The sequence below is a fragment of the Sporomusa sphaeroides DSM 2875 genome (assembly GCF_001941975.2).
In the GTDB taxonomy this organism is placed as follows: domain Bacteria; phylum Bacillota; class Negativicutes; order Sporomusales; family Sporomusaceae; genus Sporomusa; species Sporomusa sphaeroides.
Window position 1 is genome coordinate 2,212,025 of the sequence record NZ_CP146991.1, and the last position, 26,351, is coordinate 2,238,375.

Sequence of the window (26,351 nt, forward strand, 5' to 3'; positions counted from 1 at the left end):
GTACATACATAACCATTTTTTTGAATAAATTGTAATTGCTAGCTAAGGAAGACAAGTGCTGGAGATGATGGATTGAGAGCAGATACAGAAAAAATATTGGTTTTGCACGGACCCAATCTGAATTTGCTGGGAAAGCGTGAGCCGGATATATACGGTGCGACTACACTTGAAGATATTAATACAATGCTGCAGGAAAGGGCAGAAGGATTGGGTTTGGAACTGACTGTCATTCAGACAAACCATGAAGGCGTCATGATTGATGCCATTCAGCAGGCTCAGGGCCAGTATGCCTGTATTATTATCAATCCGGCCGCCTTTACCCATTATAGCATTGCTGTGAGGGATGCACTGGCAGCAGTCAGTGTTCCTGCTATTGAAGTGCATTTATCGAATATCTATCGCCGGGAAGACTTCCGTCATCATTCGGTTATTTCACCAATAGCTGTTGGCCAAATAGCAGGATTTGGTGCAAATAGCTACCTGTTGGCGCTGGAAGCAGCAGCAGGTTTACTAGGAGCAGATAAACAATGATCGAGCAGCGGCTGGCAAGATTATATGCAATGATGGACACAGGCGGGGTTGATGGCATTATTGTCACCAAACCGGAGAATCGTCACTATTTTAGTGGTTTTACCGGATCGGCGGGTGTACTGCTGATCAGCCGGCAAACACAAAAGGTATTGACTGATTTTAGGTATATTGAACAAGCAAACCAGCAAGCGCCGTTATACCAAGTTGTCCGGCACGGAGCGTCCCTCTTTGAGACGCTGGCAGAGCATTGCCGAGACATGGGAATGGTGCGTGTTGGTTTTGAAAGTGATTTTGTGACATGGGAATTTTATCAAAAATTGGCAGCGCGTCTGATGGCCATAGAGCTTAGGCCTGTTACACTTGATGCCTTACGTATGGTTAAAGATCAATCGGAACTGGAACTGCTCACCAAAGCGGTTGAGATTGCCGATTTTGCCTTTGACCAAACTCTCAAGATAATTAAACCGGGAATTACAGAATTAGAAGTTGCGTTAGAGCTGGAATACCAAATGCGCAAGCTTGGTGCTGAAAAACCGGCGTTTGATACGATTGTGGCTTCCGGAGCGAGAGGTGCGCTGCCGCATGGGAGGGCTACCAATAAAGTCATCGAAGCCGGGGATTTTATAACTATGGATTTTGGCGCAGTTTATCAGGGATATCATTCTGACATGACGCGGACGGTTGTGGCAGGACGAGCGACTGATAAACAGCGCGAAATATATAATATTGTATTAGCGGCTCAATTGGCGGGTGTGAATGCCGTGAAGGCCGGGAAAAGAGGCAAGGAAATCGATGCCGTTTCCAGGCAGATAATTGCTGATGCCGGCTATAGTGAATACTTTGGGCATGGTTTGGGCCATGGGGTGGGGCTGTTTATCCATGAAGAGCCCCGATTGTCGCCGTTAGGGGAAGTCGTCCTGGCAGAAGGCATGGTGGTGTCTGTTGAGCCGGGAATTTATCTTCCCAGCTGGGGCGGCGTACGGATTGAAGATTTAGTTGCAGTTTCTGCTGCCGGCTGTACAGTTCTTACTGCCAGTAGCAAGGATTTAATAGAAATAGCTAATTGATCGAACTATGGGGAGGCTTATCAATGATTTCAGTAAATGATTTTCGTACCGGTGTAACAGTGGAAATTGAGGGTGATGTCTGGCAGGTTGTTGACTTTCAACACGTAAAACCAGGCAAAGGAGCTGCATTTGTCCGGGCCAAATTAAAAAATGGCCGTACCGGTGCTGTTGTTGAGCGGACGTTCAATGCTGGCGAAAAATTACCCAAAGCACATGTTGATCGTCGTGAAATGCAATTCCTGTATGAAAGCGACGGAATGTTCAATTTAATGGATAATGAAACTTTTGAACAGATTGAATTATCGGCTGAGCAAATGGGTGATGCGCGTAAATTCTTAAAAGAAAATATGAATATTGCCGTATTATTCTTCCAAGGTAATGTAATTGGCATGGATTTGCCTATGTCGGTTGAACTTACTGTTGTTGAAACAGACCCCGGTATTCGTGGCGATACCGCCACCGGTGGTACCAAACCGGCTAAGCTGGAAACCGGCCATGTTGTGCGTGTGCCGCTGTTTATCAATGTCGGTGAGGTTTTGAGAATAGATACCCGTTCCGGCGATTATATCGAGCGGGCATAACAGCTAAATAACTGTAAGACATAAAACCCCCTGGTGCTGCATCCGGTGATATACTTTATGTTATCGCCGGATGCAGCACTAAGTTATGTTTTAATAAGCATTGGACATACTACTAGTAGCCAATGAATAGTAGAACATAGCTAAAGGGGGTTAAGTTTTTTATGAGAAATCTTAAGGAAAAGGTCGCCTATTTACATGGATTAACTCAAGGACTTAATGTTAACGAACATTCATCTGAGGGCAAAGTTTTGCTCAATATTATTGATGTACTTGATTCTTTCGCTGATGAAGTCCGTAATGTCAACCTGGCGCAAAGAGAACTCGAAGATTATGTGGAGTCTATTGACGAAGATCTGACTGACCTTGAAGAAGAAGTATATGAAGAAGATTTTGACAATGAAGATGATGATGATTACGACGATGAGATGTATGAAGACGTCTTTGAAGACGATATGGTTGAAGTGGCTTGTCCGGATTGTCATGAACTGGTTACTTTTGAATCCGAGATATTAGATGATGTGGAGGATATCGAGGTTACCTGCCCGTACTGTGGCGGTGTAGTTTATGACAATACCCTGGATATTACGGCAAATCATATGCATGATACAAAAGATTCTAACCATATTATGCATCCAGGTATATAATTATATTTCGCTTTAGCCTCATCCCGGGAAAACTCCCGGGATTTATTTTTTTGCAAAATTGCCAGTGGTTCGCATAAGTCATGTTCTTCTTTTTTGGTATATATTTTTTTCCCCGACATATCTATGTAAAGAAACCAGGTGCAAGACAAGTTACCATATCAGTAGTTATGGGGATGAAAAAATAATGAAAAACAGGAAAAGCATTTTACAACAGGAGATTTGTCCGGTCTTGCCTTCCCATATTGCCAGCTTGTTACTGCAGCTGCCTGACAACATTATCAATGAGATCACCGAAATCCGTATCAGGGTCAATCAGCCCTTACTGCTGGTCTTAGACAACAGCGATATTATGGTTCCACAGGCAGGTAAAACGGCTGCGTCAGAGGCCTATTGCTGCAACAGCCAGGATTTGTCCCGTATATTTCAACTGTTATGCAAGAATTCCGTTTATGCTTTTGAAGAAGAAGTGAGTCAAGGATATTTGACTATTCCTGGCGGTCACCGGGTTGGTTTGGCTGGACAGGCAACAGTTTTTGCCGGGGTCATTAAAACAATCAAGTGTATCAGCTCGCTAAATTTCCGGTTGGCCAAAGCTATTCCGGGCTGTGCCGACAGTATTCTGCCTTATATGGTAGACCGGGAATGCGGGAGGATAGTAAATACCTTGCTCATTTCACCGCCACGGTGTGGTAAAACCACCATCCTGCGCGATCTAATCAGACAGTTAAGTACAGGTAAGCCGTCACTCGGTATTGCCGGAGTACAAATTGGTGTGGTGGACGAACGTTCCGAAATTGCCGCCTGTCAAAACGGAATTCCCAGTGTCGATTTAGGTCCGCGTGTTGATGTGCTTGATACCTGCCCCAAAGCAAGCGGGATGCTTATGCTGATCCGTTCAATGGCTCCTCAGGTAGTAGCAACAGATGAATTGGGACGGCAGGAAGACGTAATTGCGGTAAGGGAGGCCATTTGTGCCGGTGTAACAGTGGTTGCTACCGTTCATAGCCGGACGGTTAATGAGCTGTATGAGCGTCCGTACATTGGCGAATTACTGGCACAAAAGCTTTTTGACAGGTATGTCGTCCTTAGCAGTCGCTTAGGGCCAGGTACTATTGAAGAAATATTCGATTCACGCCAAGAAAAAGTTTTATATACTTGTCCGGATGAGGTGGGAATATGTGGTTGAAAATACTAGGCAGTTTGCTGGTCATCATTGCCAGCGTTTCTCTGGGGTTTATGTTAGCGGCACAGTATGCCGAACGTCCGCGGCAAATTCGCCAAATAATCAGTTGTTTGTCGGCGCTAAAGTCTCATATTAATTATACGGCAATCCCCTTACCGGCAGCCTTAGTTCAGTCTACCGGCGGTATTACCGGGCCTATAGCCGAATTGTTTCAAGCCATGGCATCATTACTGGCAGATAACGGCTTAACACCACAGGCGGCATTGAATCAGGCCCTTAAAGACTCAAATAAGCTAGTCTTACATAACCCTGAAAGGGAAGTTCTGTCAGTATTTAGCGCCAACTTAGGTGGTATGAACCGGGAAGAACAACATAAATCGCTTGATTTGGCCCAGGAACAATTATCACGGATTCAATATGAAGCCGAAAGACTATGTGAACAGAATGTTAAAATGTATCGCTATCTGGGTATCTGCGGCGGGTTGGCAGTAGTCATAGTTCTGGTATAACCAAACCATATCTTTAGTAGTAAAAGGAGGGTAATGATGGGGCTGGATATTCTATTTAAAATTGCCGGGGTAGGTATCTTGATATCGGTTTTCCACACTGCGTTAAAACAGGCAGGCAAGGAAGACATGGCTCATCTATGTACACTTGCCGGTTTTGCCATGGTGTTATTATGGGTGGTACAACTATTAGGCCGCTTGTTTAACACCGTCCAGGACGTATTTAAGCTGTTCTAAGGGGTGTTGTAAGCGTCATGGAAATCATTCAAATCATTGGGCTTGGATTTATCGTTACCTTGCTAATCTTAGTAATAAAACAGCAACGTCCTGAGCTTGCCGTACAGCTCGGCTTGACGCTGTCGGCTATTATCTTTTTAATGGTGCTAAGCAAACTGAATGTTGTACTTGATTTATTTCGTGACTTAGCAGAAAAAGCCAATATTAGCCAGATGTATTTAAATACTATCCTCAAAATTATTGGTATTGCTTATGTGACCGAATTTGGTGCCCAAGTATGTCGTGACGCTGGTGAAGGAGCAGTCGCCGGAAAAATTGAATTTGCCGGCAAGATATTGGTTATGGTTATGGCCGTACCAATTATCGCCTTGGTACTGGATACCATTGTAAGACTCATTCCTTAAGGTGGAGTGTGTGTGAAGAAAATAATAATAATAGTGTTACTGCTTGTTTTGTATAGCAATATTGCCTGGGCAGCACCTGAGGAAAATCAGGCAATTCCGTTTGAGTTGCTGGAGGAGTCATCAGTCAATCAGGTAAATCACTTTATTCAGACCGTTAATAAGGAATTGCATGAAGATATCCCGCTCTTGACTACCGATGTAATTAAAGATATTGCCAGTAAGGGATTTTCTATTGACTGGCAGGCGGTAGGTAATAAATTTATTGCCTACCTGTTTAAGGAATTAGCAACCAATATCCATCTTATGGGTAAACTTTTGTTTTTGGCTGTTTTGTGTGCTTTATTACAGAATTTGCAAAATTCATTTGAGCAATCCTCCATTTCACTATTATCCTATAGTGTCTGCTTTATTTTCCTGTGTGTCATTGCCTTAAGTGCTTTTTATCAAGGACTCTCCCTTGCGCGGGAAACTGTAGGCAATATAGTTGGCTTTATGGAGGCACTGCTGCCGCTGCTGCTGTCTCTGCTAGCCGGAGTTGGTGCTTTGACCTCGGCAGCATTGTTTACCCCGTTAATGCTATTTGTGGTTAGTGCAACCAGTGTGGTGGTTAAAGATATCATCTTACCTTTGTTATTTTTAACTGCAGTTTTAGAATGTGTCAACTATCTCTCCGGCAAATACAAACTCAGTAATTTGACCAGTGTGCTGAAACAGGCCGGTATGATGGTACTGGGCTTAGTACTTGTAGTATTTATTGGCATAGTAAGTATTCAGGGAGTCGCCGGCAGTGTTGCCGACGGGCTGACCTTGCGGACGGCAAAATATGCAACAGCCACCTTTATCCCGGTAGTGGGTAAAATGTTTGCCGATACGGTTGAATTAGTTATGGGGGCATCCCTGGTATTAAAAAATGCGGTAGGCATCTTTGGTGTATTGACAATTGCATTGCTGTGTGCGCTGCCTGTCATCAAACTTATCTCCCTGGTAGTAGTAATTAAAATTGCCGGAGCACTGATCCAGCCCATGGGTGATGAGAATATGGCTAAATGTCTTGATGCTATGGGTAATAACCTGTTATTGGTATTCGGTGCGTTACTCACCGTTGTTCTCATGTTGTTTTTGGTAATTACTATGATTATCGGTGCCGGCAGTGTTGCCATGATGCTCCGATAGGCTTATGGCAGGTGATGGTATGATTGATTCTATTACGGTTTGGGTCAAGGGTATAGTATTTGTCGTACTATTTGCCTCTTTTCTGGAACTGTTGCTGCCTAGCAACAGTATGCAGCGATTTGTGCGAGTGATTATGGGCTTGTTTATTATGCTTACTATTTTACAACCCGTTATTGAGATTATGGAGAATAAGTGGACCAAAGACCTGCAGCCGGCATTAGCAACCCGGTCCGAGAGCCGTCCGGATGATATTTTACACGCAGCCAATCATGTTGTCGATAAAAGGGAACAATTAGCCCGTGATATCTACAAACGGGATTTGGCCAAGCAAATTAGGGCAACAGTACTGGCTATTGACGGGGTTGCTGACGCCAAAGTGACAGTAGACTTAGATAGCACTGACGAGCAAGGCAGCAAAGGTAAAAGTATCGGGAGGATTAAAAATGTAGTGATTTATATTGAACCGGGAATTACTGCCGATGAACGAAAGATTGAAAAAATAACCGTTGGTGGTCCGGCTATCCGCGAAACATCAAAAAAACCGGAACAATTATCTACAGCAGTAACTGACAAGGTTAAACGGACAGTGTCTGAGCTATATCAGCTTAAGACCGGTCAAATTGGGGTTAAACGCTTACATTAAGCCTGCAAAGTAAAAGTCAAGTGGTGAATTGAAAAAGAAATGAGCCAGTAAAAATATGCACCACAAACAAGCCACCGCAAAAAGCGCTGGCTGACAAGTGAATTGCAGGGGACTATTCGGTTGTAGTAAGCGAAGCCAAGTATTCCTTCACTTTCCCATAGTAAATACGTAGAAACTTGTTAGCCCCGGCGGTCATGTAGACGAAGTACGGTTTACCTTCGGCACGCTTCTTGTCCATGAAGCAAAACACCGGGTCGTCAGACGGAGCTTTCTTAATAAGCACATCCATCACCAGAAAAAGCGTTTTCCGTAGCTCCGGGGAGCCGTGTTTAGAAACGGAGCTGCTCTTGGCCTCGTATCTACCGGACTGGTTTGCACCAGGGTCAACGCCGGCAAAGGCGGTTAAAGAGTTGCGGCGCTCGAAGCGCATCACATCGCCAATTTCGGCCATGAGTTGTGGCCCAAGCGACTCTCCAACGCCGTACAGTGACATTACGACAGGATATTCAGGAAGTTGCTGAGCCAGCCGCTTCATTTCTGTGCGAAGCAATTCAACCGTTCTAGCTGTGACGTTTAGCTGATCAATAGCTTGCCGAAGCAGTAGCTTGGTCAAGGAATCCTTGGGGAGCATGGCAATTAAGTTCTTCGCTTGCGTATGGATTTCAGAGGCTTTCACAGAGTTGAAATTGTACCCATGCCGCTGGCACCATGTATGGTAACGCTTAATAAATGCAGTCTGTCCCATACACCGAACACAGTCCACATGCCAGAAAGACGCAGCAAAGTCCACCCACTTCTGGCTGCCATCCTCACGGGTGGGGCTGGAGAAAAGTGCATTAGCTCCAGGATAGGTCTGATCAAGAAGGGCAATGAGGTTATTCTTCATAGCAATCTTGCTCTTGTTGTATAGACCATATTGCCGGTTCATAGTTTTCAGTTGGTAACGAATCGTATCCATAGGAGTATGTTGACGTAGTTCTATCCAGTTGTCAAGACCATACCGAGCGATCTTCATGGAGTCGGCTTTATCCGTTTTGACACGCCGGAGGGAGTTGTTGCCGTAATCCTTAATGAGCTTCGGATTGACTGCGCAGACAAAGATTCCTGAGTTATGGAGTATCTGAGCTACTGGTTCGTAATATCGCCCCGTATGCTCTAGAATGGCCCTTGTTTCACCGTCCAGGCTTTTCAGGTAGCCTGCCAGTTTACGGAGTTCACTGGTGGTGTGAGGCACCTCATACGGTTTAACGACCACTTCTCCAAAGGGACGGACAACAGCAATCATGCTCTTACCTTTGGAAACATCAATTCCTACTGCGTTCATCAAACACGCTCCCATTACAGATTAACAATTGGCAGGCCAGCCTTCTATCATTGCCGATTCTATCTGTTTGATGACACGGACGCACTGGTTGACAGTGGTTCTACCTGCATAAATCGAACGCTGCGAATGAGAGGCTGGCTGACTGACTTAAATACGGACGTGGTTAGTCCTTGGAGGTTTCCGTCAGACCCATTGCTCTTTCATTCTATCAGCTTAGGCAACAATGTGGCGAAAACATGGCTGGTTGTCATGTTTTAGTCCCTAAATCTATAGTAACAGGAGGTTACATGGTATGACTGCATTAAAAATATCTCTTAAAGAATGGCTGGCAGGAGTAAAAAAAACCATACCCAGTCAAATTGTAAAAGCCGGAGCGGTAAATGCCAGACTGATCTGGCTGGGACTACTCGGAGTTATGCTGCTGGTTGTTGGTGGAGTTTATGAGCCATTTAGCGCGCCTGCACCCGCGGTGCCCTTAGAAACACCTAAGACTACTCCGGCTGTAAGCCGCAGTTATGAAGAAGCTCTTGAAAGTAAACTTGCCAATCTTCTGGCCCAGGTCAGAGGAGCCGGTTCCGTTTCGGTAAGTATTATCCTTGAAACCGGCGGTATGCAGGAGCATGCCAAAAACATTACCAAAGAAACTAAAACCGTACAGGAAAAAGATAATACAGGTGGTCTGCGTACGACAACAGAAATTAAAGAGACAGAGCAAGTATTGTTAAGCAGGGAAAATGGTGCCGACAAAGCGGTAATGGTACGGGAATTTAAACCGGTAATTAAGGGGGTTCTGGTCGTGGCCGAAGGTGCATATGATTCAACCGTAAAAGCCAACCTTACCAAAGCTGTCGAATCAGGTTTGGGGATTCCATCCTATAAAATTACAGTTATGCCCCAAAGAAAGTGAGGTGAGAGGGATGAAAATAATATCGGTATTTTCTGTGAACAGGCTGGGGAAGATGGCTATTTTTGTAGTAGTAATCGGTATTTTTTCCCTGCTGCTCAGTGGTGCCTGGAATTATATTCAGGATACGTATCAGGTCAGGGCTGACAGATCGAATGCTATGCAAGTTACCAGGCCAATACTATCAGAGCAAGTCGTACCTGTTATGGCTCCGGATTTTTTTACCGAATACCGGTTAGAACGGGATAAAATCAGGAGTGAAAGGTCAGACCTTTTGCGGGAGATTATTAAAAATGCTGCAGCTGAAGATACTAAGCATCAGGCGCAAGAAACCATTTTAAAAATGACTCTGGAAAAACAGCGTGAGGCTGAAATGGAAAACCTGATCAAAGCAAAAGGGTTTACCGATGCCCTTGTATTTATCAGTGACAATTCAGTAAGCGCAGTAGTAAAGACCACGGCGCTTACCCAGGAAGAAGTTGTGCAAGTGGCAGAAGTGATCAGCCGCCTTGCCGGAGTTAAGCCTGAAGATATAACGGTTAGTGCCAAACCCTGAGTGGAGTTGTAGCTTTGCTTACTTTTTCGCATCATCTTTATAAAAGCTCAGCACAAGTTGTGTTTTCTTTATTGCTTAAATTGTAAAAATGGAAAAAGCTTGGTATAATAATATAAATATAATACCTGTATGCAGTAAGGCAGCATTAACTTTAGGGCGGGGTTTTTACTCCAGCTAAGGTTAATCGCCCAACTTCCAGGGATCCTCCTAAACTCCTATTTAAAGCAAATGGGAGTCTTAGAGCGGGTTGGTCATCAGATAATTTGGTATTTAGATTCAGGATTTTGAGGGGGAGGATTAGAATGGATAATCGACAGGAAAGAACAGAACAAACTGATGTAGGTTCGATTCGGATAGCTGATGAAGTGGTTGGCATTATTGCCGGACTGGCAGCAACCGAAGTACCCGGTGTTGCCGGAATGAGCGCCGGTTTGGTGGGTGGCATTGCCGAAATGCTGGGTAAGAAAAATCTCTCTAAAGGTGTTAAGGTTGAAGTTGGAGAGAAGGAAGCCGCGGTAGATTTATATATAATTGTTGAATATGGTGTACGTATACCTGATGTTGCACTGCGAGTCCAGGAGAATGTTAAACGGGGAATTGAGTCAATGACCGGTCTGGATGTTGTTGAAGTCAATATTCATGTTCAAGGCGTAGGCTTTGCTCAGGACGTTAAAGAAGACGATATTAGGGTAAGATAAAGAAAACACGGCTTGCGCCGAGCCTTTGGCGACAGCGCAAACCGATGTTGCCCTTATCCTGCTTTTAAGAAAGTCATACTTTCTGTTAGGATAAAGAAAACACGGTAAACCAGTAGTCCGCCAAGTTTCAAACCATGGGATGGATTTGGGCTTGGCGGGACTGCCAGGTAAGGCAAAGAAAGGAGACGCTATGGGGATCATTGACCGCATTATGTTATCTATTTACACATTTTTCTTGGCGTTTTTATCGGTTGTCGTTATTCTCCTGTCTTTACGCCTTATTCCTTTGGAATTGGCGTGGACAAGTCTTGCTTATGTGTATGGTCAATGGGAAGCTTCGCTGGTTGGCGCTGTTTTTTTTCTCGTAAGCATCAGATTGCTGTTAGCCGGTCTCCGTTCCCGCAGAGTGAAGAATACCATTGTTCATCATAATGACATGGGAGATGTGCATATTTCTCTTATGGCTGTGGAAAATCTGGTGGAGAAAGTTGCCAGACATATTCGCGGTGTACGTGACATTAAAGTAGATGTTTCAATGGCCCATGAGAACATTATTGTTCGGATGAAAGTCAAAATCAGTCCGGAAAGTCATGTGCCGACCGTAGCTGCGGAGATTCAAAACCGTGTTCATGAATATGTAAAAAATACCGTGGGCATAGAATTAGCTGATGTTCAGGTTATGGTCGAAACCATTAGCAATGACTTCAAAACGAAACAGCGTGTTGAATAGGGGTGGCAGCATTGAACTCCAAATTGTTGGCAGAAATCTGGCAGAACCATAGCGGAAAAATGATTGGTGTTCTAGTGGGATTTGTCATCGGTATTCTCATCTTAATTTTTGGCTTTTTCCAGACATTATTTGTTGCTTTATGCGCTGCGGCCGGCTATGTAGTTGGCAAGCGAATTGATCAAAAAGAAGACATTATGGAAATATTGGACAAACTGCTGCCACCGGGTTACAACCGGTAGCTGCTTTGGAAAGAGGGACATTATGAGTCGCAGAAAGGCCCGTGAAATGGCTGTTCAAGCATTATTTCAACTTGATTTTAACGCCGGTGTTACCAGTGAAGAGGCACTTACCGCCGTCTTTAGCGAGCGTGAGGGAGCAATTAGCGAAACTACCAAAAGCTACGCAAAATCATTGGTGGAAGGCACCCAGAGCAACTTAGCCGCAATTGATAATTATATATCTGACCTATCACGGGAATGGAAAATTGACCGTATGGCCGGAGTCGACCGCAATATCGCCCGGATGGCTATTTATGAAATGAAATATAGTGAAGAACGCCTCCAGCCAGGTGTTGCGATTAACGAAGCCGTAGAACTGGCAAAAACTTTTGGAACCGAAGACTCAAGCCGTTTTATTAACGGAATTTTAGGGTCAATTGTAAAAAATAAGCAGTTATCATGAAGTATGTATTGGGAATAGACACTAGTTGTTATACTACTTCTGTTGCTATATTAGATGAGCAGGGAACGCCGGTTGCCGATTGCCGGCGCATTCTGGAGGTAAAAGCAGGTTCCCGGGGACTTCAGCAATCTGAAATGGTATTTCAGCATACACGTAATCTGCCGGATCTTTTTGCCCAGGCCTGTTTACCTGTCGGGAAACCTGTGAACTTCAGCGCTATCGGAGTGTCGGCTTTCCCCCGGCCTTTGTCAGACTCCTATATGCCGGCTTTTCTGGTGGGAGAAGGATATGCGAAAGTACTGGCTCTTAGTCAGGCTGTGCCCCTGCAGCGTATTAGTCATCAGGAAAACCATATTTTTGCCGGAATACGTTCAGCCGGCGGGCCTAAAACCGGCAGTTTTTTAGCTGTGCATCTATCTGGCGGAACAACCGAGATTGTTCGGGTATCACCTGCTGTATGTCCGTCTGCTGCCGGGCGGCTGAATATTGAAATTCTGGGTGGCAGTCTGGATATTCATGCAGGACAACTGGTTGACCGTATTGGCGTTCTGCTGGGCTTGACCTTTCCGGCCGGTCCCCAACTGGAGGCTTTGGCAGCCGCAGCCGGCGAGCCGGCTATCTATATCCCGGTGACTGTTCGTGGTGCCTCGGTTAGTTTTGCCGGGCCTGAGACCTATGTTCGCAGGCTGGTAGGCCAGGGCGCAGACAAAAGGGTAATTGCCGCCGGTGTTGAACTGTGTATTGCCCGTGCGGTCACTGCCATGATAAAATATGCTGTTGCCAATACCGGTTTAAACGATGTACTGCTTGTTGGCGGAGTAATGGCAAATAAGTGTATCCGGCAATATCTTGTCACCCAATTGGCAGACACCAATATAGCTCAATTATATTTTCCTGATATTATATATAGTCCGGACAATGCTACCGGGGCTGCTTATTTTGCTTTAAATTGCCGGTAGCTGCTCATGAATCCACCAATGCACTTTCCTGTGCATTGGATCAAAAAGTATATGCCAGGAAGTGGCACCCTGGTACAAAATTCTTTACCCAGACTTATGTCTGGTTTTTTTTACAATTATAAGTTATTATTATTAACAGTATGGTAACAGCTGTTACCATACAATAAATAAATTTGATGCCAGGTGGAATACAAATGAGTAATATATATACCGTTAGCGACCTGACAAAATATATCAAAAACTTGCTTGACCGGGATACCAGACTGATGTCAGTGTTTATCAAAGGTGAACTGTCTAATTTTAAAGCCCATTATTCAGGCCATTGTTATTTCACGCTTAAAGATGCCGGGTCCCAAATTAAAGGCGTCATGTTTAAAAGCCGCGCGCAATTTTTGAAATTTGAGCCGCGTGACGGACTTAAAGTTGTGGCCTATGGTCAGGTAACCGTGTTTGAACGGGACGGGCAATATCAACTCTATGCCGATCAGTTAATACCGGACGGGGTGGGGGAGCTGAGTCTTGCCTTCAATCAATTGAAAGAAAAATTGGCTGCAGAAGGACTCTTTGACGAAAGCCGCAAGCAACAACTGCCACTCATTCCGCAGGCTATTGGCGTAATAACGTCACCCACCGGAGCGGCGCTTAGAGACATTATCACGGTAGCCAAACGCCGTCACCCCGGCATACCGCTTATTTTGTATCCTGTGCAGGTTCAGGGGCTGGAAGCTCCCGGACAAATAGTAGAAGCAATCCGCGCGTTTAATCGTTTGCAGAATGTAGAGGTTATCATTGCCGGCCGGGGTGGTGGCTCCATTGAGGAGCTATGGGCGTTCAATGACGAACAAGTGGTGCGGGCCATTGCCGCATCAAGTATTCCCATAGTGTCGGCAGTCGGACACCAAACCGATTATACTTTGGCTGATTTTGCCGCCGACTCCCGGGCAGCAACCCCTTCCCAGGCGGCCGAAATGGTTGTTCCCGACGTTTATGAGTTGAAAAGGTATATCCAAACGCTGCAAACCATGCTGGAAAATACTATGCGGACATATATTAAACAAAGGCGGCAAGCCGTCTGTCAGTTGCGGGATAACAGAGTATTTACTCAACCGGAAAAATTGCTTGCCGAGCACCGTCAGCTGGTTGATTCCTATGTAGAACGGTTGGAACAGGCAGCGCGTAATAGTATCCTGACAAAACAGCAGCAGTTGAAACTACATGCGGAAAAATTAGCGGTATTAAACCCGCTTGCGGTACTTGCCCGCGGTTTCAGCCTGACGCGTACCCCGGCGGGACAAGTTATCAGTGCTGCCAATCAGGTAAAACCGGGACAACAATTAGAAATTATTTTAAATCATGGACGGCTTGAGGTTGAAGTCGCCTGTGTAAGGGAGAGCAAAAATGGCTACTAAAAGTAATAAGCAAAATAATGTATGTTTTGAAGATGCTCTTGGAAAATTAGAAGTAATTGTAAAAGAGTTGGAAGCAGGTGAATTGCCTCTGGAAGAAGCTTTGGATAAGTTCAGCCAAGGCATGTCCTATGCCAAGCTATGTTTTGAGCGCCTCAGCGCGGCCGAAAAGCAGGTTGATAAAATTCTGCAGCAGGAACAAGGGCGGTTAGTTGAGCAGCCACTTAATTTAGCGGAGGGGAATTAATTATGGGAAAAGCCACACTTGCTGAATATTGTCAGGTTAAAATCAGCCTGATAGATGAAGCCCTTTCGCAATATCTTCCTGCTGAAACCTATCCACCCATTATATACGAAGCGATGCGTTACAGCCTGTTTGCCGGCGGCAAGCGGCTCAGGCCGATCATGCTTATGGCAGCCGCTGATGCTGTTGGCGGCGATGGTAATGATTTTTTGCCGGTGGCTTGCGCTCTCGAGATGATACACACTTATTCGCTGGTTCACGATGATTTGCCAGCTATGGATAATGACGATTACCGTCGCGGCAAACTTACTAATCACAAGATATATGGCGAAGGTATGGCGATTTTAGCCGGCGATGGCTTGCTAACAGCCGCTTTTGCCATGATGGTTTCGCAAACCAAAGTTGATCCGGCTGTTTTGGTTACCGTGGTCGGTGAAATCGCAGCCGCTGCCGGTGCTGCCGGTATGATCGGCGGTCAAGCCGTTGATCTCATTTCTGAGGGGAAAACCATTGATGCCGCTACTTTGGAATTTATGCATCAGGCTAAAACCGGAGCTCTGTTCAAAGCGGCCCTGAGGGCCGGAGCTATGTTAGCCGGAGGCAGTAAAGCGCAAATTGATGCACTATCGCAGTATGCTGAACAATTTGGTTTGGCGTTTCAAATTACCGATGATATTCTTGATGTGGTTGGTACTCAGGAAAAAATCGGCAAGCCTGTGGGCAGTGACATAAGAAATCATAAAGCAACATATGTCACCTTGCATACCTTGGACGGGGCTAAACAACTGGCACAGCAGGCAGTGGACAATGCACTGACAAGTTTGGACAAATTTGGCCCGGAGGCCCATATACTGCGTGAACTGGTAATTTACTTAATAACTCGAGAAGCCTGAGGTGTAGACAATGGCCGAATTCCTGGCTGGAATAGGAAAAAACGTTATTTTAATGACAGCTATAACCGCCTGGTTTACGGCACAAGTGCTAAAAACGATAACAGCATATTGGCGGCATGGTGCTTTTAATGCCGAGCGCCTTGTCGGAGCCGGCGGCATGCCCAGCTCTCACACTGCGCTGGTAGTAAGTTTAGCCGTCGGGCTTGCACTCAGGGAAGGGCTTGAATCAGACTTGTTTGCCGTTTCAGTAATCTTAGCCGGCATAGTCATGTATGATGCTGCCGGGGTGCGCCGGGCGGCAGGCAAACAGGCCAAGGTTATCAACAAACTGGTACGTGAAATGCGGGTTGAGCATACCGTCCGGGAAACCAGGCTTAAAGAACTGTTAGGGCATACGCCGCTTGAGGTTTTGGGCGGAGCTGTGCACGGCTTTGTTATTGCCTATGCGTTTTATATATTTTATAGATGAATGTTGATTAGATATGCTATAATATGTTTGGTAAAGATAACTACCATTAGGTGTCATTTGACAAAATTGACTTGTTTGACGCCAGTAAGGGAAAGCGGGGAACCAGTTTGAGTAAACTGCTTAACGGTATTAATGGGCCACAAGATCTTAAACACCTGTCTGTGCTCCAATTAGAAAAGCTCGCCGGGGAAATCCGCGAGCTTCTTATACATACGGTAGCGAACAATGGTGGACATCTGGCCCCCAATTTAGGGGTTGTCGAACTAACGTTGGCGCTCCATAAAATGTTTGACAGCCCCAGAGACAAATTTATCTGGGATGTCGGACATCAGGCATATGTACATAAAATTTTAACAGGCCGGCGGGAAACCTTCTCCACCTTACGGACAAGCGGGGGGATTTGCGGATTTCCTAAACGGAGTGAAAGCCAGCACGACGCTTTTGGTTCCGGACATTCCAGCACCTCGATATCTGCTGCTCTCGGAATTGCGCTGGCCCGCGACATGTCGGGCGCAAAAGGCAATGTGGTTGCCATTATCGGGGACGGTTCGCTGACAGGCGGACAAGCATATGAAGCACTTAACCATGCAGGGCATTTGGCGATAAATCTCACAGTGATTTTGAATGATAACGAAATGTCTATTGCCAAAAATGTTGGCGCCATGTCCGAATATTTGGCTAAAATGCGTACAGCGCCGACCTACTCAAAAGTCAAGCATGATATTGAGTATCTACTAAGGCGGATTCCGGCTATTGGCGATAGTGTGGCCAATACTGCTGAACGGGTAAAAGACAGTTTGAAATATCTGTTAGTTCCCGGCATGTTGTTTGAAGAATTGGGATTCACTTATTTTGGCCCCATTGATGGTCATAACATTCCCTTGCTTTTGGATGTGCTGGATAAAACGAAAAGTGTTAAAGGGCCTGTGCTGATCCATTTATTAACCCAGAAAGGCAAGGGGTATGCGCCGGCCGAACGCAATGCCGATAAGTTTCATGGTGTCGGTCCTTTCTGTATTGAGACAGGCGAAATTCAAAAGAATGCAACCAGCGCACCATCCTATACCCAGGTATTTGGCGATACTATCGTCAAATTGGCGGAACAAAACCCTGATATTGTTGCAATAACCGCCGCCATGCCTGACGGTACAGGTCTTAAAAAATTTGCCGCAACCTTTCCTAAGCGTTTTTTTGATGTGGGTATTGCCGAGCAGCATGCCATTACTTTGGCCGCCGGTATGGCTACCCAGGGAAAACGTCCTGTTGTCGCAATATACTCTACTTTTATCCAGCGTGCTTATGACCAGATTCTCCATGACGTATGCCTGCAGAATCTGCCGGTTATCTTTATGCTGGACAGGGCCGGTATTGTTGGCGAAGATGGGCCAACCCATCATGGTGTTTTCGATTATTCCTTATTACGGCATATTCCCAATATGGTAATCATGACTCCTAAGGATGAAGACGAACTTCGTCATATGCTGTATACTGCCACCGAACTAAATGCGCCGGTTGCTATTCGATATCCGCGCGGTAACGGCGTCGGGGTTAAGCTGCAAGACTGTTTTACTAAGCTGGAAACAGGTAAGGCTGAACAATTAATTTTGGGGAAAGATGTGGTTTTACTGGCCACAGGCGCTATGGTTGAACCATGTAAAAGTGCGGCAGCGATATTAGCCGGGAAAGAAATTTCCGCCAGTGTAATCAATGCCAGATATATAAAACCGTTGGACGAGCAGGCTATCCGTCAATTGGCGCGTGACACCGGGATTATTGTCACTGTTGAAGATAATATGTTAGCCGGAGGGTTTGGCTCGGCTGTGCTTGAGTATATAAACTCACAGAACCTTAACTGGGTTAAAGTATTACGTCTGGGACTGCCTGATAAGTTCATTGAGCATGGCCAGCGAGGTCAGCTGTTAACTCAGCATGGCCTGGATGATCAAGGCATAGCCACTAGTGTTGAAACCTTTATCCGGCAGTTTGGAGCGCGCAAATGACAGGACAACGGACAAAAGAGCGTCTTGATGTATTATTAGTGGAACAGGGATTGGCTGCAAGCCGTGAACGGGCTAAAGCCTATATTATGGCCGGAATTGTTACTGTTGACGGCCAAAAAACAGACAAAGCCGGAACCGTTGTCCCCGTTTCTGCTCATATTGCCGTTCATGGCGACAGTATTGGTTATGTCAGCCGGGGCGGCCTTAAGCTTGCCAAGGCGCTGGCCTATTTTAATCTGGACCTGACCGGCAAGGTTATGGCTGATGTTGGCGCATCGACCGGAGGCTTCACCGATTGCGCTCTTAAGAATGGCGCCGCGAAAGTCTATGCGATTGACGTCGGTTATGGACAACTTGCCTGGTCGTTACGGACAGATGACCGGGTAGTCAATATGGAGCGAACCAATATTCGCAATATAAGGCCTGAAGATTTAGCTGAACCATTGGACTTTGTTTCCATAGATGTTGCCTTTATCTCGTTGGATAAAGTATTGCCGGTAGTAAAAACACTGCTTACCTCCCAAGGGGCAGTAATAGCACTCATCAAACCGCAATTTGAAGCAGGGCGGGATAAGGTGGGGAAAAAAGGTGTAGTACGAGATCCGGCCATCCATCGTGAAGTTATTAACAATATAGTAAACATTTCCAGGCTATTGGCACTATCGCCATTAGGACTCACTTATTCACCGGTAAAAGGCCCGGAAGGCAATATCGAGTACTTATTATATCTTACTAATGCAGCCAGTGAATCAATAGTGGATGAACCAACAATCGCTGCTGTAGTTGCTGACGCCCATGCCAATTTAACCGGATAATGGAGGATATAGGTTTGTTGACTGTAGGCTTGTTTCCCAACACGAAAAAACAGAGTATTGGTACAGTGTTGGGCTGGATTATACAATATTTTAAAGAACGCAATATTCAAGTGGTTATGCCGGAAGATGCGGCATTAGAGCTTAAATGCTCCCACTTGGCCGGTAAACTGGAATGTGTTAGAAAGGACATTACGTTTGGCATTACTTTAGGAGGTGACGGAACACTCTTAAACACTGCCAGAGAAATTGCACCTTTTGGTATCCCGGTTTGCGGAGTAAATATGGGAAATCTGGGCTTTTTAACAGAGATTGAGCTGCCTGATTTAAGCACTGCATTAGAGAGACTGGTTAAAGGTGACTATTATATAGAGGAACGGCTCATGTTAGATGCTGTTGTCATCCGTGATGGCAGTCCCATTTACATTTCGCCGGCGCTAAATGACATTGTTATTGCCAAAGGCGGCTTCTCCCGCATGATAAAACTAAAATTATATATTGATGAAGAGCTTACCGCTGACTATCCTGCAGATGGACTTATTATTGCTACTTCTACCGGCTCAACCGGTTACTCATTATCTTCCGGCGGACCTATTGTCAATCCGAAGCTAAAAGTAATTGTTATTACCCCAATCTGTCCGCATACACTTCATTCCCGAGCTCTGGTTATCTCCGAACGGGAAGAGATAAAAGTCCGGATGCAGGCTACCCATGATGATATTGTGCTTACCGTAGATGGGCAATCGGTTTATAGCCTACTGCCCAATGATATCGTGGTTGTCCGGCGGTCGCCGTTCCGGGCGCGCTTTATCAAATTTACCGGCAAAAGCTATTACGAAACTCTGCGGACCAAGTTAAGGAGAGGCGACAGGGATGGCAGTTGCTAACGCGGTACTGATGGCCCACCGGCTTTTGCGCCCCAAGCTGGCAGCAGCCGGCCAGGTAGTTGATGCTACCGCCGGCAACGGCAGGGATACGTTATTCTTGGCAGAAAATACCCCCAATGAGGCCGTTGTCTGGGCATTTGATATTCAGCAGCAGGCATTGACTAAAACCAAGCAGCTGCTTACCAAGCAGTTGCTGATTGACAAAGTCAGACTAGTGTTGGACAGTCATGCCAATATTCTGAGCTATCTACATCAGCCGGTAGATGCTGTTATGTTTAATCTGGGCTATTTGCCGGGAGGCGACCGGCAAATAAATACTTGCCCTGATACTACCATAAAGGCCATAACTTACAGCTTACAGCTGCTGGCGGTGGGGGGACTGATGACTATTGCTGCCTATCCCGGTTATGAACACGGCAGACAGGAATGCCAGTCTGTACAGGAATACCTGGCAAGCTTAAAACAAGAGACATTTGCCATTGCTTGCTGGTCAATGGTAAATCAAAGAAACAACCCACCTGTTTTGTATATAATCGAAAAGATGAAGGAGCAAACAGATTGAAGACGTTACGTCATTCAAAGATTAAAGAAATTGTCGAGCGTTATGTAATTGAAACCCAAGAGGATTTAGCTGACGCGCTTAGCAAACAAGGCATTGATATTACACAAGCCACTGTTTCCCGCGACATAAAAGAACTCATGTTAATTAAAGTACCGACAGGCGACGGGCGGTATCGTTATGCTTTTCCGCCTGAGCAAAATATTGTTTTGTCGCAAGCCCGTATGGAGCGCACTTTTCATGATTCAATAGTCACTATTGATTATAGCCAGAATATTGTTGTTCTGCGGACACTGCCGGGCACCGCTCAGGCAGTCGCCTATACTATTGACTATGTAAAGTGGCCTGAAATTATCGGCACAGTGGCCGGTGATGATACCATCTTCGTACTGGTAAAGCCTGTTGAAGCTGTTCCGCAAGTCATAGCAAAATTCCAATCGCTGATGGGGCGGGGAATGTAGCGTGTTTTGAGGGGAGATACATATGCTGAAATCACTGACTGTCGTCAATTTTGCGCTTATTGACAGAGCTCATATTGAATTTGTCCCTGGCCTAACCATTTTGACAGGGGAAACCGGAGCAGGCAAATCTATTTTAATTGATGCATTATCAGCTATCATTGGTGGCAAAGCTTCGTCAGATTCTATCCGTACCGGGGCTGATGACTTCCGGGTGGAAGCGGTATTCGATATAGCTGGTATTCATTCCCTGGATAGCATCCTTGATGAGCAAGGGATTGTGCCGGAAGATGATGGCAGCTTGATTATCGCCAGACGTTTGACCAGACATGGGAAAAATTCCATTCATGTCAACGGCTGTCAGGTAACCCTGGCTATTCTCCGGAAAATTGGCGAAAAACTTGTTGATATGCATGGGCAGCATGAGAACCAGGCCCTGTTAAAACCTGAGGTTCATTTGGCTCTTACTGATACTTTTGCCGCCGATATCAAGCCCAAATTAGATGAATACCGCCAAACTTACAAAAAGTGGCTAAAACTTAAAACAGAGCTTACCGGGCTTACACAAGATTCGCGGGAACGCTTGCAGCGTGAAGAAATGCTAGCCTGGCAAACCCAGGAGATTGCTGCCGCCGCTCTGGTTTCCGGTGAAGAAGAAAAACTGGAAAGTCAAGTCAAGGTTTTGGCTAACGCCGAAAAAATTACTAAGGCCATATCGCGTTCCTATATGCTGTTAAGCCAGGGAAATAAAGGCTTTAGCGGCATAGTTTCCTGTCTGGCCGATATCAAACAGGAGCTTGAATTGGCTGCACGCTATGATCAGGCTATTGAGCAGCAATTAGCTGTTGTAACCGAATCGCTGTACCAACTGGAAGAAACAATGAGTGAATTAAGAAATTACCAGGAAAATATAGACTTTAACCCAGCTAAACTGGCTAAGTTGGAAGACCGTCTTGACATAATTTATAAACTTAAGAAAAAGTACGGAGCAACGGTTGACGACATATTGCAATACTATGAGCAGGCCAGCAGTGAGCTTACTGCCATAACTAATTATGATGAACGGCTTAGTCAGCTTGAACAGGAAGAACACAGCCTCTCGCTTAAGGTGGAGCAATTGGCTGACGAGCTTGACAGTCGGCGCCGGGCAGCCGGTCTGGAGCTGGCAAAGCAGATATCAGTCCATTTAGCTGATTTAGGTATGCCAAAAGCACAATTACTGGTTGCCGTCAAGCGAAACCAGCAATATACTGCCAATGGTGCCAATGACGTATATTTCCTGTTTTCAGCAAATCCGGGTGAAGAGCCTAAGGTATTGCATAAAATTGCGTCAGGCGGCGAATTATCACGGATAGCGTTAGCTATCAAAACAGTATGCTCCGAACGGGATGAAACCGCTACTATGGTTTTTGACGAAGTTGATGCCGGTATTGGTGGACAGACAGCCCAAAAAGTAGCTGAGAAAATTGCCAGAATTGCCGCTTTCGACAAACAAGTATTGTGTATAACTCATCTGCCGCAAATTGCTTCCATGGCCGACTGTCATATTTATATCGAAAAAATTGTTGAAGAGGAACGAACAAGAACACAGGTTACTACCCTTAATCCGGACGCTCAAATTACCGAATTGGCCAGAATGGCATCTGGTGAGATAACAAAATTATCTATGGATAATGCAGCTCAAATGCTCGAAAATTCTAAGAAAAAAAAAGAAAACTGGAAAAATAAAGCGTAAGCGCAAGCTTGCGCTATTTTTATTGAAAAAATGCCGCAAATTCAGCTGCCAAGGCAATAAATAGCAATAACTCCGGAATAATCCTCTTTGCATTCGGGAAATTCTAAGTTTGCAGCCGGTTGAAAACAAAAAAATGAGGTGAAGGTAAAGTGGAAATTTTGGGAAGAATGTAATAGGGAGTGATGGAAGAAAACATGACAAGATTTAATCGTTTACTGAACAGCAGGTTAATTTTGGCAATGTTGATTATCAGCACAATCTTTGCATTTTGTTTTTCTCCCCAATTCCGGAATATTTACGGTCTTCCCATGCATATTAGGGTCATTGAGGGTGAGACAGCGCTGTTTGATGTAAATTTTCCACTTACCGTCAGGGTTAAGCAGGATGGTGGCAGCATTCGTATACAAGCACCGGAGTTATTGCCAACAATGGCGTTATCCCGGCCGGTCTCGCTCGAACCTGTCAAGCTTGGGCAATCGACTATCGAGTTTAAATTATTCGGTATAATACCGTTTCGAACCGTCAAAGTAGATGTATTGCCGCCCATAAAACTTGTTCCCGGAGGGCACTCCATCGGCGTGGTGCTTCGTTCCCAAGGGGTTATCGTTGTTGGTAACTCACCCGTATTAACCATGCAGGGGCAATATGTTACTCCGGCAAAAGATGCTGGCATTGCCGTAGGTGATGTAATTATCAGCATTAACGGAACACCTGTGCAAAGTGATGCCCAAGTAGCCGAAATTATTGACGAGAGCGGTAAAAACAAACGAAATATTGATGTTTTGCTTAAACGTACCGAAGGTCAGCAACATGTTACTGTATCGCCAGTACTATGTCATGATACCAAACGTTACCGCATTGGTTTATTTGTACGGGATAGTGCGGCAGGAGTCGGGACACTGTCTTTTTATGAATCAGAGTCAAAAATCTACGGCGCTTTAGGGCACATAATTACTGACAGTGATACTAATCAGCCCATAGATTGCGAACAGGGTAAAATTGTACTTGCCACAGTATCAGGCATTCAGCATGGAAAAAGGGGTCATCCGGGAGAAAAAATAGGTGTTTTCATTGAAGAAGATCACTTGCTAGGCAATATTAGCAAGAATACCCAGTTCGGAATTTATGGTGAATTGAATGCACGACTTGTAAATGAAAAATATCCTGAAGCTATCCCGGTGGCGTCTATGAGCCAGATTCAACTGGGTCCTGCTGAAATGCTGACAGTGGTCGACGGACAAACCATTGAGCAATTTGCTATTGAAATTCAAAAAATTAATTTGCAGGAAGCTCCTGAAAGCAAGGGCTTGGTTGTTAAAGTTACTGACCAACGACTGATAGAAAAGACCGGGGGGATTGTGCAGGGCATGAGCGGCAGCCCCATTATTCAAAACGGTAAACTCGTAGGTGCAATAACTCATGTATTTGTTCATGACCCAACCAGCGGTTATGGTTGTTTTGTGGATTGGATGCTGATGGAAAGCGGGATAATTCCTAAAAATGAACGCCAGTCTGCCAGAAAATTATTTAGTTTTCTGGCAGACTTTTGTGTTCCTGCCAGTAATCACCTTTTGCTGCTCATAACGTATACTATATAGCACGAAGCCCAGTACGTCTGCGCTGAAAGCGTAGACGGAAAAGTTTCATGAAGTCATTATGATTTTGGTATAGACGGGTAGTGGGGTGAGAGTATGGCTTATCTATGCCCTGAAGAAGTATTAGCTGCTATTGGAACAGGGGAATTATCACCAATAGAAGCATTTAAAAAACTACGTGAAATTGAAACTAGTACTGGCGGTGATTTTGCCAGTGCTCAGTCCAATGTAGAGGAACGGATTGAAAAAATTCTCCATGAGCTTGATAATCTTATCGGCTTATCTGAGGTAAAAAAGCTGGTCAGAGAGATATACGCATTTATTGAAATTCAAAAACGCCGGGAAAAAGAGCGTTTAAATACTGAACCGTTGGTACTGCACATGATTTTCAAAGGTAACCCCGGTACAGGCAAAACTACAGTGGCCAGGATTATGGGCAAGGTATTCCGGGAAATGGGAGTATTGTCACGCGGGCATCTTATTGAAGTGGAACGGGCAGATCTGGTTGGCGAATATATTGGTCATACCGCCCAAAAGACAAGAGAACAACTCAAAAAAGCTTATGGGGGTATCTTGTTTATTGACGAAGCCTATTCATTAGCCAGAGGCGGTGAGAAGGATTTTGGCAAAGAAGCCATCGATTGTATGGTGAAACCGTGGAAGCAAAGCAGCAGATGAACCGGCTGGCGTGCAGGATTCATTTTAATTTGAGCATAACATTGATTTCAGGCCGGCTGCCACGGCCGCGGGTATTATCTATTCGTTCAACAATAATGCTGTCGATTATGGCTCGTAAGGCGGCTTTTTTTTCAGTTATAGTGAACTCGGTTTCCTGTATTTTAAGGTCAATTTTTTCAATAACTTCGTTTAGCGAAGGCGTCTGAGGGATAGCGGCTAATTCAGTTTCATAGGATTTTTTCAGGTGCAAAATGGTGCTGAGTTGTTGCCTAATGTCTTGTAATTGAGTTTCGACTTCCACCTCTGACAATATCTTTTGGTGAAACCAGCGAAGCACAGCAGTTTTTTGTTTTGTCAGCTCCTTTTCAGCTTTGGTTAGTTGCTCTAATGCCATTTCATACTTCTGAAGGTCTTTACGACCGGCAAATTCCTGAATATATTCGCCGATCTTAACCGGATTATAATAGTGTTCCAGCAAATACTTGAACACATAGGTATCTAGTACTTCGGTAGGAATCTGCCTGGCTATACAGGATTTCCGGCCGGAACAAGCATAGGATGCACTTTTCCGGCTAATGCAGGCATAATAACTGTGCTCTTTGCCGCCGGAACGGGAGATTACCATGGCTCGCCCGCATTTCGCACAGCTGACAAGACCCTGTAAGAGATAATTGTGCTTTAGATTGCGTTTGGCAAGGTTCTTATTTTCCCGGAGCTGCTGTTGTGCGGCCTGCCAGGTCATTTCATCAATAATTGCCGGAACAAATACAGGTATCCACTCCGACTCCGGTCGCAGAGTTCGTCTTTTCTGTTTCAAGCCGATTTTTTCATAGCGATATTTCATGGAATACAAAACACCTTTATACAGGGTATTGGTCAGTATCCTATGTACGCTGGAAACAATCCAGGCGTTTTTAGTGCGGGGAGAAGGGATACCCCGGGCATTAAGCTCTTTGCAGATTTTGGCTGTCCCCATTTTTTCTTTAACCATAAAGTCAAAGATCAAACAGACTATTTCGGCCTCTTTCTTATTAATAACATAAGTGCTGTTTTGGGGATCAAAGGTGTAACCAAATGGTTTAGTATCACTAATCACCAGCCCTTTAGCTGCTTTGCCACGTTTACCGCGCATGGTACGCTCTTTGATTTTTTCCTTTTCAAGTTCTGCCAATAAACCGCGGATCCCAAACATAAACTTACCGTCTGCTGATTGATCGTAATTTACCACTACAAACTTCAGTTCAGCACCAGACTTGTCAATTTCTTCGGCAATGATCAGCTGATGCAGCAAATTTCTGGCCATCCTGTCCGGGTCATAGAAGATAACTGCAGCAAACTGCTTAGCTTTTACTGCTGCACGTAAGCGGGTAAGGGCCGGACGTTCGATAAACTCTGCCGAATAGCCGTCATCAACGAACTCTTCCACCGTAACAGCCCGCAGTTCATCGGCATATTTTCGGCAAGCTTCAAGCTGAGTCTCGATGGAGTAGCCTTTTTCTGCCTGTTGATCGGTTGAGACACGGGCGTAAATAGCTACTTTCATTTTTTCACCCCTTGCCTGCGGCTACTCAGCTTGGGACAACTGAAGGCGTTGCAGTAACCCTGCAACAAGCGGTGACATAAATATCTTACTATACTCATCATGCTTATTAGGATTTTCATTTACTATTATTATTTTAATAGCGGCATTTATCGCTTTTTTCGATGTATCATGCTCTCTCATAGTTCATCACCTCAGTTAATCCTATGCCAGAGCTGGTTGTCTGTTTGCCAGGATTTTCAACCATAACTTCA

Annotated in this window: 32 protein-coding genes; 29 read left to right on the forward strand and 3 right to left on the reverse strand. The window is 45.1% G+C overall.

All coding sequences use genetic code 11. The features are described 5' to 3' along the window. Positions 1 to 72 precede the first annotated feature (72 nt). The 10 genes from aroQ to spoIIIAF all read left to right on the forward strand — a co-directional run bounded on the left by aroQ (position 73) and on the right by spoIIIAF (position 6,969). Positions 73 to 531: a type II 3-dehydroquinate dehydratase gene (gene aroQ, locus SPSPH_RS10260; RefSeq protein WP_075755585.1), complete on the forward strand. Its 459-nt coding sequence runs from the start codon at positions 73 to 75 to the stop codon at positions 529 to 531. After that, on the forward strand, positions 531 to 1,598 hold the full coding sequence (locus SPSPH_RS10265) for a M24 family metallopeptidase (protein WP_075756051.1): 1,068 nt from the start codon (positions 531 to 533) through the stop codon (positions 1,596 to 1,598). The genes aroQ and SPSPH_RS10265 overlap by 1 nt, the downstream gene beginning before the upstream one ends. A gap of 23 nt (positions 1,599 to 1,621) precedes the next feature. Next, the gene (gene efp / locus SPSPH_RS10270) at positions 1,622 to 2,179 is read left to right on the forward strand and encodes an elongation factor P (protein WP_075755586.1); all 558 of its coding nucleotides are present in this window, start codon (positions 1,622 to 1,624) and stop codon (positions 2,177 to 2,179) included. A gap of 161 nt (positions 2,180 to 2,340) precedes the next feature. After that, positions 2,341 to 2,823, forward strand: coding sequence for a CD1247 N-terminal domain-containing protein (locus SPSPH_RS10275; RefSeq protein WP_075755587.1), 483 nt, complete (start codon positions 2,341 to 2,343; stop codon positions 2,821 to 2,823). A gap of 184 nt (positions 2,824 to 3,007) precedes the next feature. Then, positions 3,008 to 4,009, forward strand: a complete 1,002-nt coding sequence (gene spoIIIAA / locus SPSPH_RS10280) for a stage III sporulation protein AA (protein ID WP_075755588.1) — start codon at positions 3,008 to 3,010, stop codon at positions 4,007 to 4,009. Next, entirely contained in the window at positions 4,000 to 4,515 is a 516-nt protein-coding gene (gene spoIIIAB, locus SPSPH_RS10285; protein WP_075755589.1) for a stage III sporulation protein SpoIIIAB, read from the forward strand. The genes spoIIIAA and spoIIIAB overlap by 10 nt, the downstream gene beginning before the upstream one ends. Positions 4,516 to 4,548: 33 nt before the next feature. Then, positions 4,549 to 4,749, forward strand: coding sequence for a stage III sporulation protein AC (spoIIIAC, locus tag SPSPH_RS10290; RefSeq protein ID WP_223226097.1), 201 nt, complete (start codon positions 4,549 to 4,551; stop codon positions 4,747 to 4,749). Positions 4,750 to 4,766: 17 nt separating this feature from the next. Next, positions 4,767 to 5,153: a stage III sporulation protein AD gene (gene spoIIIAD / locus SPSPH_RS10295; protein WP_075755591.1), complete on the forward strand. Its 387-nt coding sequence runs from the start codon at positions 4,767 to 4,769 to the stop codon at positions 5,151 to 5,153. 12 nt (positions 5,154 to 5,165) lie between these two features. Then, positions 5,166 to 6,326, forward strand: a complete 1,161-nt coding sequence (gene spoIIIAE / locus SPSPH_RS10300) for a stage III sporulation protein AE (protein ID WP_075755592.1) — start codon at positions 5,166 to 5,168, stop codon at positions 6,324 to 6,326. 19 nt (positions 6,327 to 6,345) lie between these two features. Then, positions 6,346 to 6,969 (forward strand): stage III sporulation protein AF, encoded by a 624-nt coding sequence (spoIIIAF, locus tag SPSPH_RS10305; RefSeq protein ID WP_075755593.1) that lies wholly within the window; start codon positions 6,346 to 6,348, stop codon positions 6,967 to 6,969. Between the two features lie 112 nt (positions 6,970 to 7,081). On the opposite strand, the gene SPSPH_RS10310 is transcribed toward spoIIIAF, so the two are convergent. Then, positions 7,082 to 8,293, reverse strand: a complete 1,212-nt coding sequence (locus SPSPH_RS10310) for an IS110 family transposase (RefSeq protein WP_075755594.1) — start codon at positions 8,291 to 8,293, stop codon at positions 7,082 to 7,084. Between the two features lie 292 nt (positions 8,294 to 8,585). On the opposite strand from SPSPH_RS10310, the gene SPSPH_RS10315 reads away from it, so the two are divergent. The 19 genes from SPSPH_RS10315 to SPSPH_RS10405 all read left to right on the forward strand — a co-directional run bounded on the left by SPSPH_RS10315 (position 8,586) and on the right by SPSPH_RS10405 (position 24,557). After that, entirely contained in the window at positions 8,586 to 9,200 is a 615-nt protein-coding gene (locus SPSPH_RS10315) for a hypothetical protein (protein WP_075755595.1), read from the forward strand. Between the two features lie 10 nt (positions 9,201 to 9,210). Continuing rightward, positions 9,211 to 9,753 (forward strand): SpoIIIAH-like family protein, encoded by a 543-nt coding sequence (locus tag SPSPH_RS10320; RefSeq protein ID WP_109298194.1) that lies wholly within the window; start codon positions 9,211 to 9,213, stop codon positions 9,751 to 9,753. Between the two features lie 302 nt (positions 9,754 to 10,055). Then, a complete protein-coding gene (locus tag SPSPH_RS10325) occupies positions 10,056 to 10,451 on the forward strand; it encodes an Asp23/Gls24 family envelope stress response protein (protein ID WP_075755596.1) in 396 nt (131 codons plus the stop codon). Positions 10,452 to 10,641: 190 nt separating this feature from the next. After that, positions 10,642 to 11,181: an alkaline shock response membrane anchor protein AmaP gene (gene amaP, locus SPSPH_RS10330; protein ID WP_075755597.1), complete on the forward strand. Its 540-nt coding sequence runs from the start codon at positions 10,642 to 10,644 to the stop codon at positions 11,179 to 11,181. 2 nt (positions 11,182 to 11,183) lie between these two features. Next, positions 11,184 to 11,420, forward strand: a complete 237-nt coding sequence (locus tag SPSPH_RS10335) for a DUF2273 domain-containing protein (protein ID WP_223226096.1) — start codon at positions 11,184 to 11,186, stop codon at positions 11,418 to 11,420. Positions 11,421 to 11,442: 22 nt separating this feature from the next. Continuing rightward, positions 11,443 to 11,862 carry a transcription antitermination factor NusB gene (gene nusB, locus SPSPH_RS10340; RefSeq protein ID WP_075755599.1) on the forward strand — a complete coding sequence of 140 codons (420 nt, stop codon included), beginning with the start codon at positions 11,443 to 11,445 and terminating at the stop codon, positions 11,860 to 11,862. Continuing rightward, entirely contained in the window at positions 11,859 to 12,821 is a 963-nt protein-coding gene (locus SPSPH_RS10345; protein ID WP_075755600.1) for an O-sialoglycoprotein endopeptidase, read from the forward strand. The genes nusB and SPSPH_RS10345 overlap by 4 nt, the downstream gene beginning before the upstream one ends. Positions 12,822 to 13,015: 194 nt before the next feature. Continuing rightward, positions 13,016 to 14,230, forward strand: coding sequence for an exodeoxyribonuclease VII large subunit (gene xseA / locus SPSPH_RS10350; RefSeq protein ID WP_075755601.1), 1,215 nt, complete (start codon positions 13,016 to 13,018; stop codon positions 14,228 to 14,230). After that, a complete protein-coding gene (gene xseB / locus SPSPH_RS10355; RefSeq protein WP_075755602.1) occupies positions 14,220 to 14,474 on the forward strand; it encodes an exodeoxyribonuclease VII small subunit in 255 nt (84 codons plus the stop codon). The genes xseA and xseB overlap by 11 nt, the downstream gene beginning before the upstream one ends. Positions 14,475 to 14,476: 2 nt before the next feature. Beyond that, positions 14,477 to 15,364, forward strand: coding sequence for a polyprenyl synthetase family protein (locus tag SPSPH_RS10360; RefSeq protein ID WP_075755603.1), 888 nt, complete (start codon positions 14,477 to 14,479; stop codon positions 15,362 to 15,364). Positions 15,365 to 15,374: 10 nt separating this feature from the next. Next, positions 15,375 to 15,833 carry a divergent PAP2 family protein gene (locus SPSPH_RS10365; protein ID WP_075755604.1) on the forward strand — a complete coding sequence of 153 codons (459 nt, stop codon included), beginning with the start codon at positions 15,375 to 15,377 and terminating at the stop codon, positions 15,831 to 15,833. Between the two features lie 107 nt (positions 15,834 to 15,940). After that, positions 15,941 to 17,833, forward strand: coding sequence for a 1-deoxy-D-xylulose-5-phosphate synthase (gene dxs / locus SPSPH_RS10370; RefSeq protein WP_075755605.1), 1,893 nt, complete (start codon positions 15,941 to 15,943; stop codon positions 17,831 to 17,833). After that, positions 17,830 to 18,648: a TlyA family RNA methyltransferase gene (locus SPSPH_RS10375; protein ID WP_075755606.1), complete on the forward strand. Its 819-nt coding sequence runs from the start codon at positions 17,830 to 17,832 to the stop codon at positions 18,646 to 18,648. The genes dxs and SPSPH_RS10375 overlap by 4 nt, the downstream gene beginning before the upstream one ends. Positions 18,649 to 18,662: 14 nt before the next feature. After that, complete coding sequence (locus SPSPH_RS10380; protein WP_075755607.1) at positions 18,663 to 19,532, forward strand: NAD(+)/NADH kinase; 870 nt, start codon at positions 18,663 to 18,665, stop codon at positions 19,530 to 19,532. Continuing rightward, on the forward strand, positions 19,519 to 20,094 hold the full coding sequence (locus SPSPH_RS10385; protein WP_075755608.1) for a tRNA (mnm(5)s(2)U34)-methyltransferase: 576 nt from the start codon (positions 19,519 to 19,521) through the stop codon (positions 20,092 to 20,094). Before SPSPH_RS10380 ends, SPSPH_RS10385 begins: the two co-directional genes overlap by 14 nt. Further along, positions 20,091 to 20,552, forward strand: a complete 462-nt coding sequence (argR, locus tag SPSPH_RS10390; RefSeq protein WP_075755609.1) for an arginine repressor — start codon at positions 20,091 to 20,093, stop codon at positions 20,550 to 20,552. The genes SPSPH_RS10385 and argR overlap by 4 nt, the downstream gene beginning before the upstream one ends. Before the next feature lie 22 nt (positions 20,553 to 20,574). After that, positions 20,575 to 22,284, forward strand: a complete 1,710-nt coding sequence (gene recN, locus SPSPH_RS10395; protein ID WP_075755610.1) for a DNA repair protein RecN — start codon at positions 20,575 to 20,577, stop codon at positions 22,282 to 22,284. 194 nt (positions 22,285 to 22,478) lie between these two features. Further along, positions 22,479 to 23,882 carry a SpoIVB peptidase gene (gene spoIVB, locus SPSPH_RS10400; protein ID WP_083945542.1) on the forward strand — a complete coding sequence of 468 codons (1,404 nt, stop codon included), beginning with the start codon at positions 22,479 to 22,481 and terminating at the stop codon, positions 23,880 to 23,882. A 93-nt stretch (positions 23,883 to 23,975) separates the two neighbouring features. Beyond that, complete coding sequence (locus SPSPH_RS10405; protein WP_075755611.1) at positions 23,976 to 24,557, forward strand: AAA family ATPase; 582 nt, start codon at positions 23,976 to 23,978, stop codon at positions 24,555 to 24,557. A gap of 19 nt (positions 24,558 to 24,576) precedes the next feature. Here the strand turns inward: SPSPH_RS10405 and SPSPH_RS10410 are convergent, their stop codons facing one another. Both SPSPH_RS10410 and SPSPH_RS10415 read right to left on the reverse strand, forming a co-directional pair. Then, on the reverse strand, positions 24,577 to 26,100 hold the full coding sequence (locus tag SPSPH_RS10410) for a recombinase family protein (RefSeq protein ID WP_075755612.1): 1,524 nt from the start codon (positions 26,098 to 26,100) through the stop codon (positions 24,577 to 24,579). Positions 26,101 to 26,121: 21 nt separating this feature from the next. After that, positions 26,122 to 26,280 (reverse strand): hypothetical protein, encoded by a 159-nt coding sequence (locus SPSPH_RS10415; RefSeq protein WP_158027060.1) that lies wholly within the window; start codon positions 26,278 to 26,280, stop codon positions 26,122 to 26,124. Between the last annotated feature and the right edge of the window lie 71 nt (positions 26,281 to 26,351).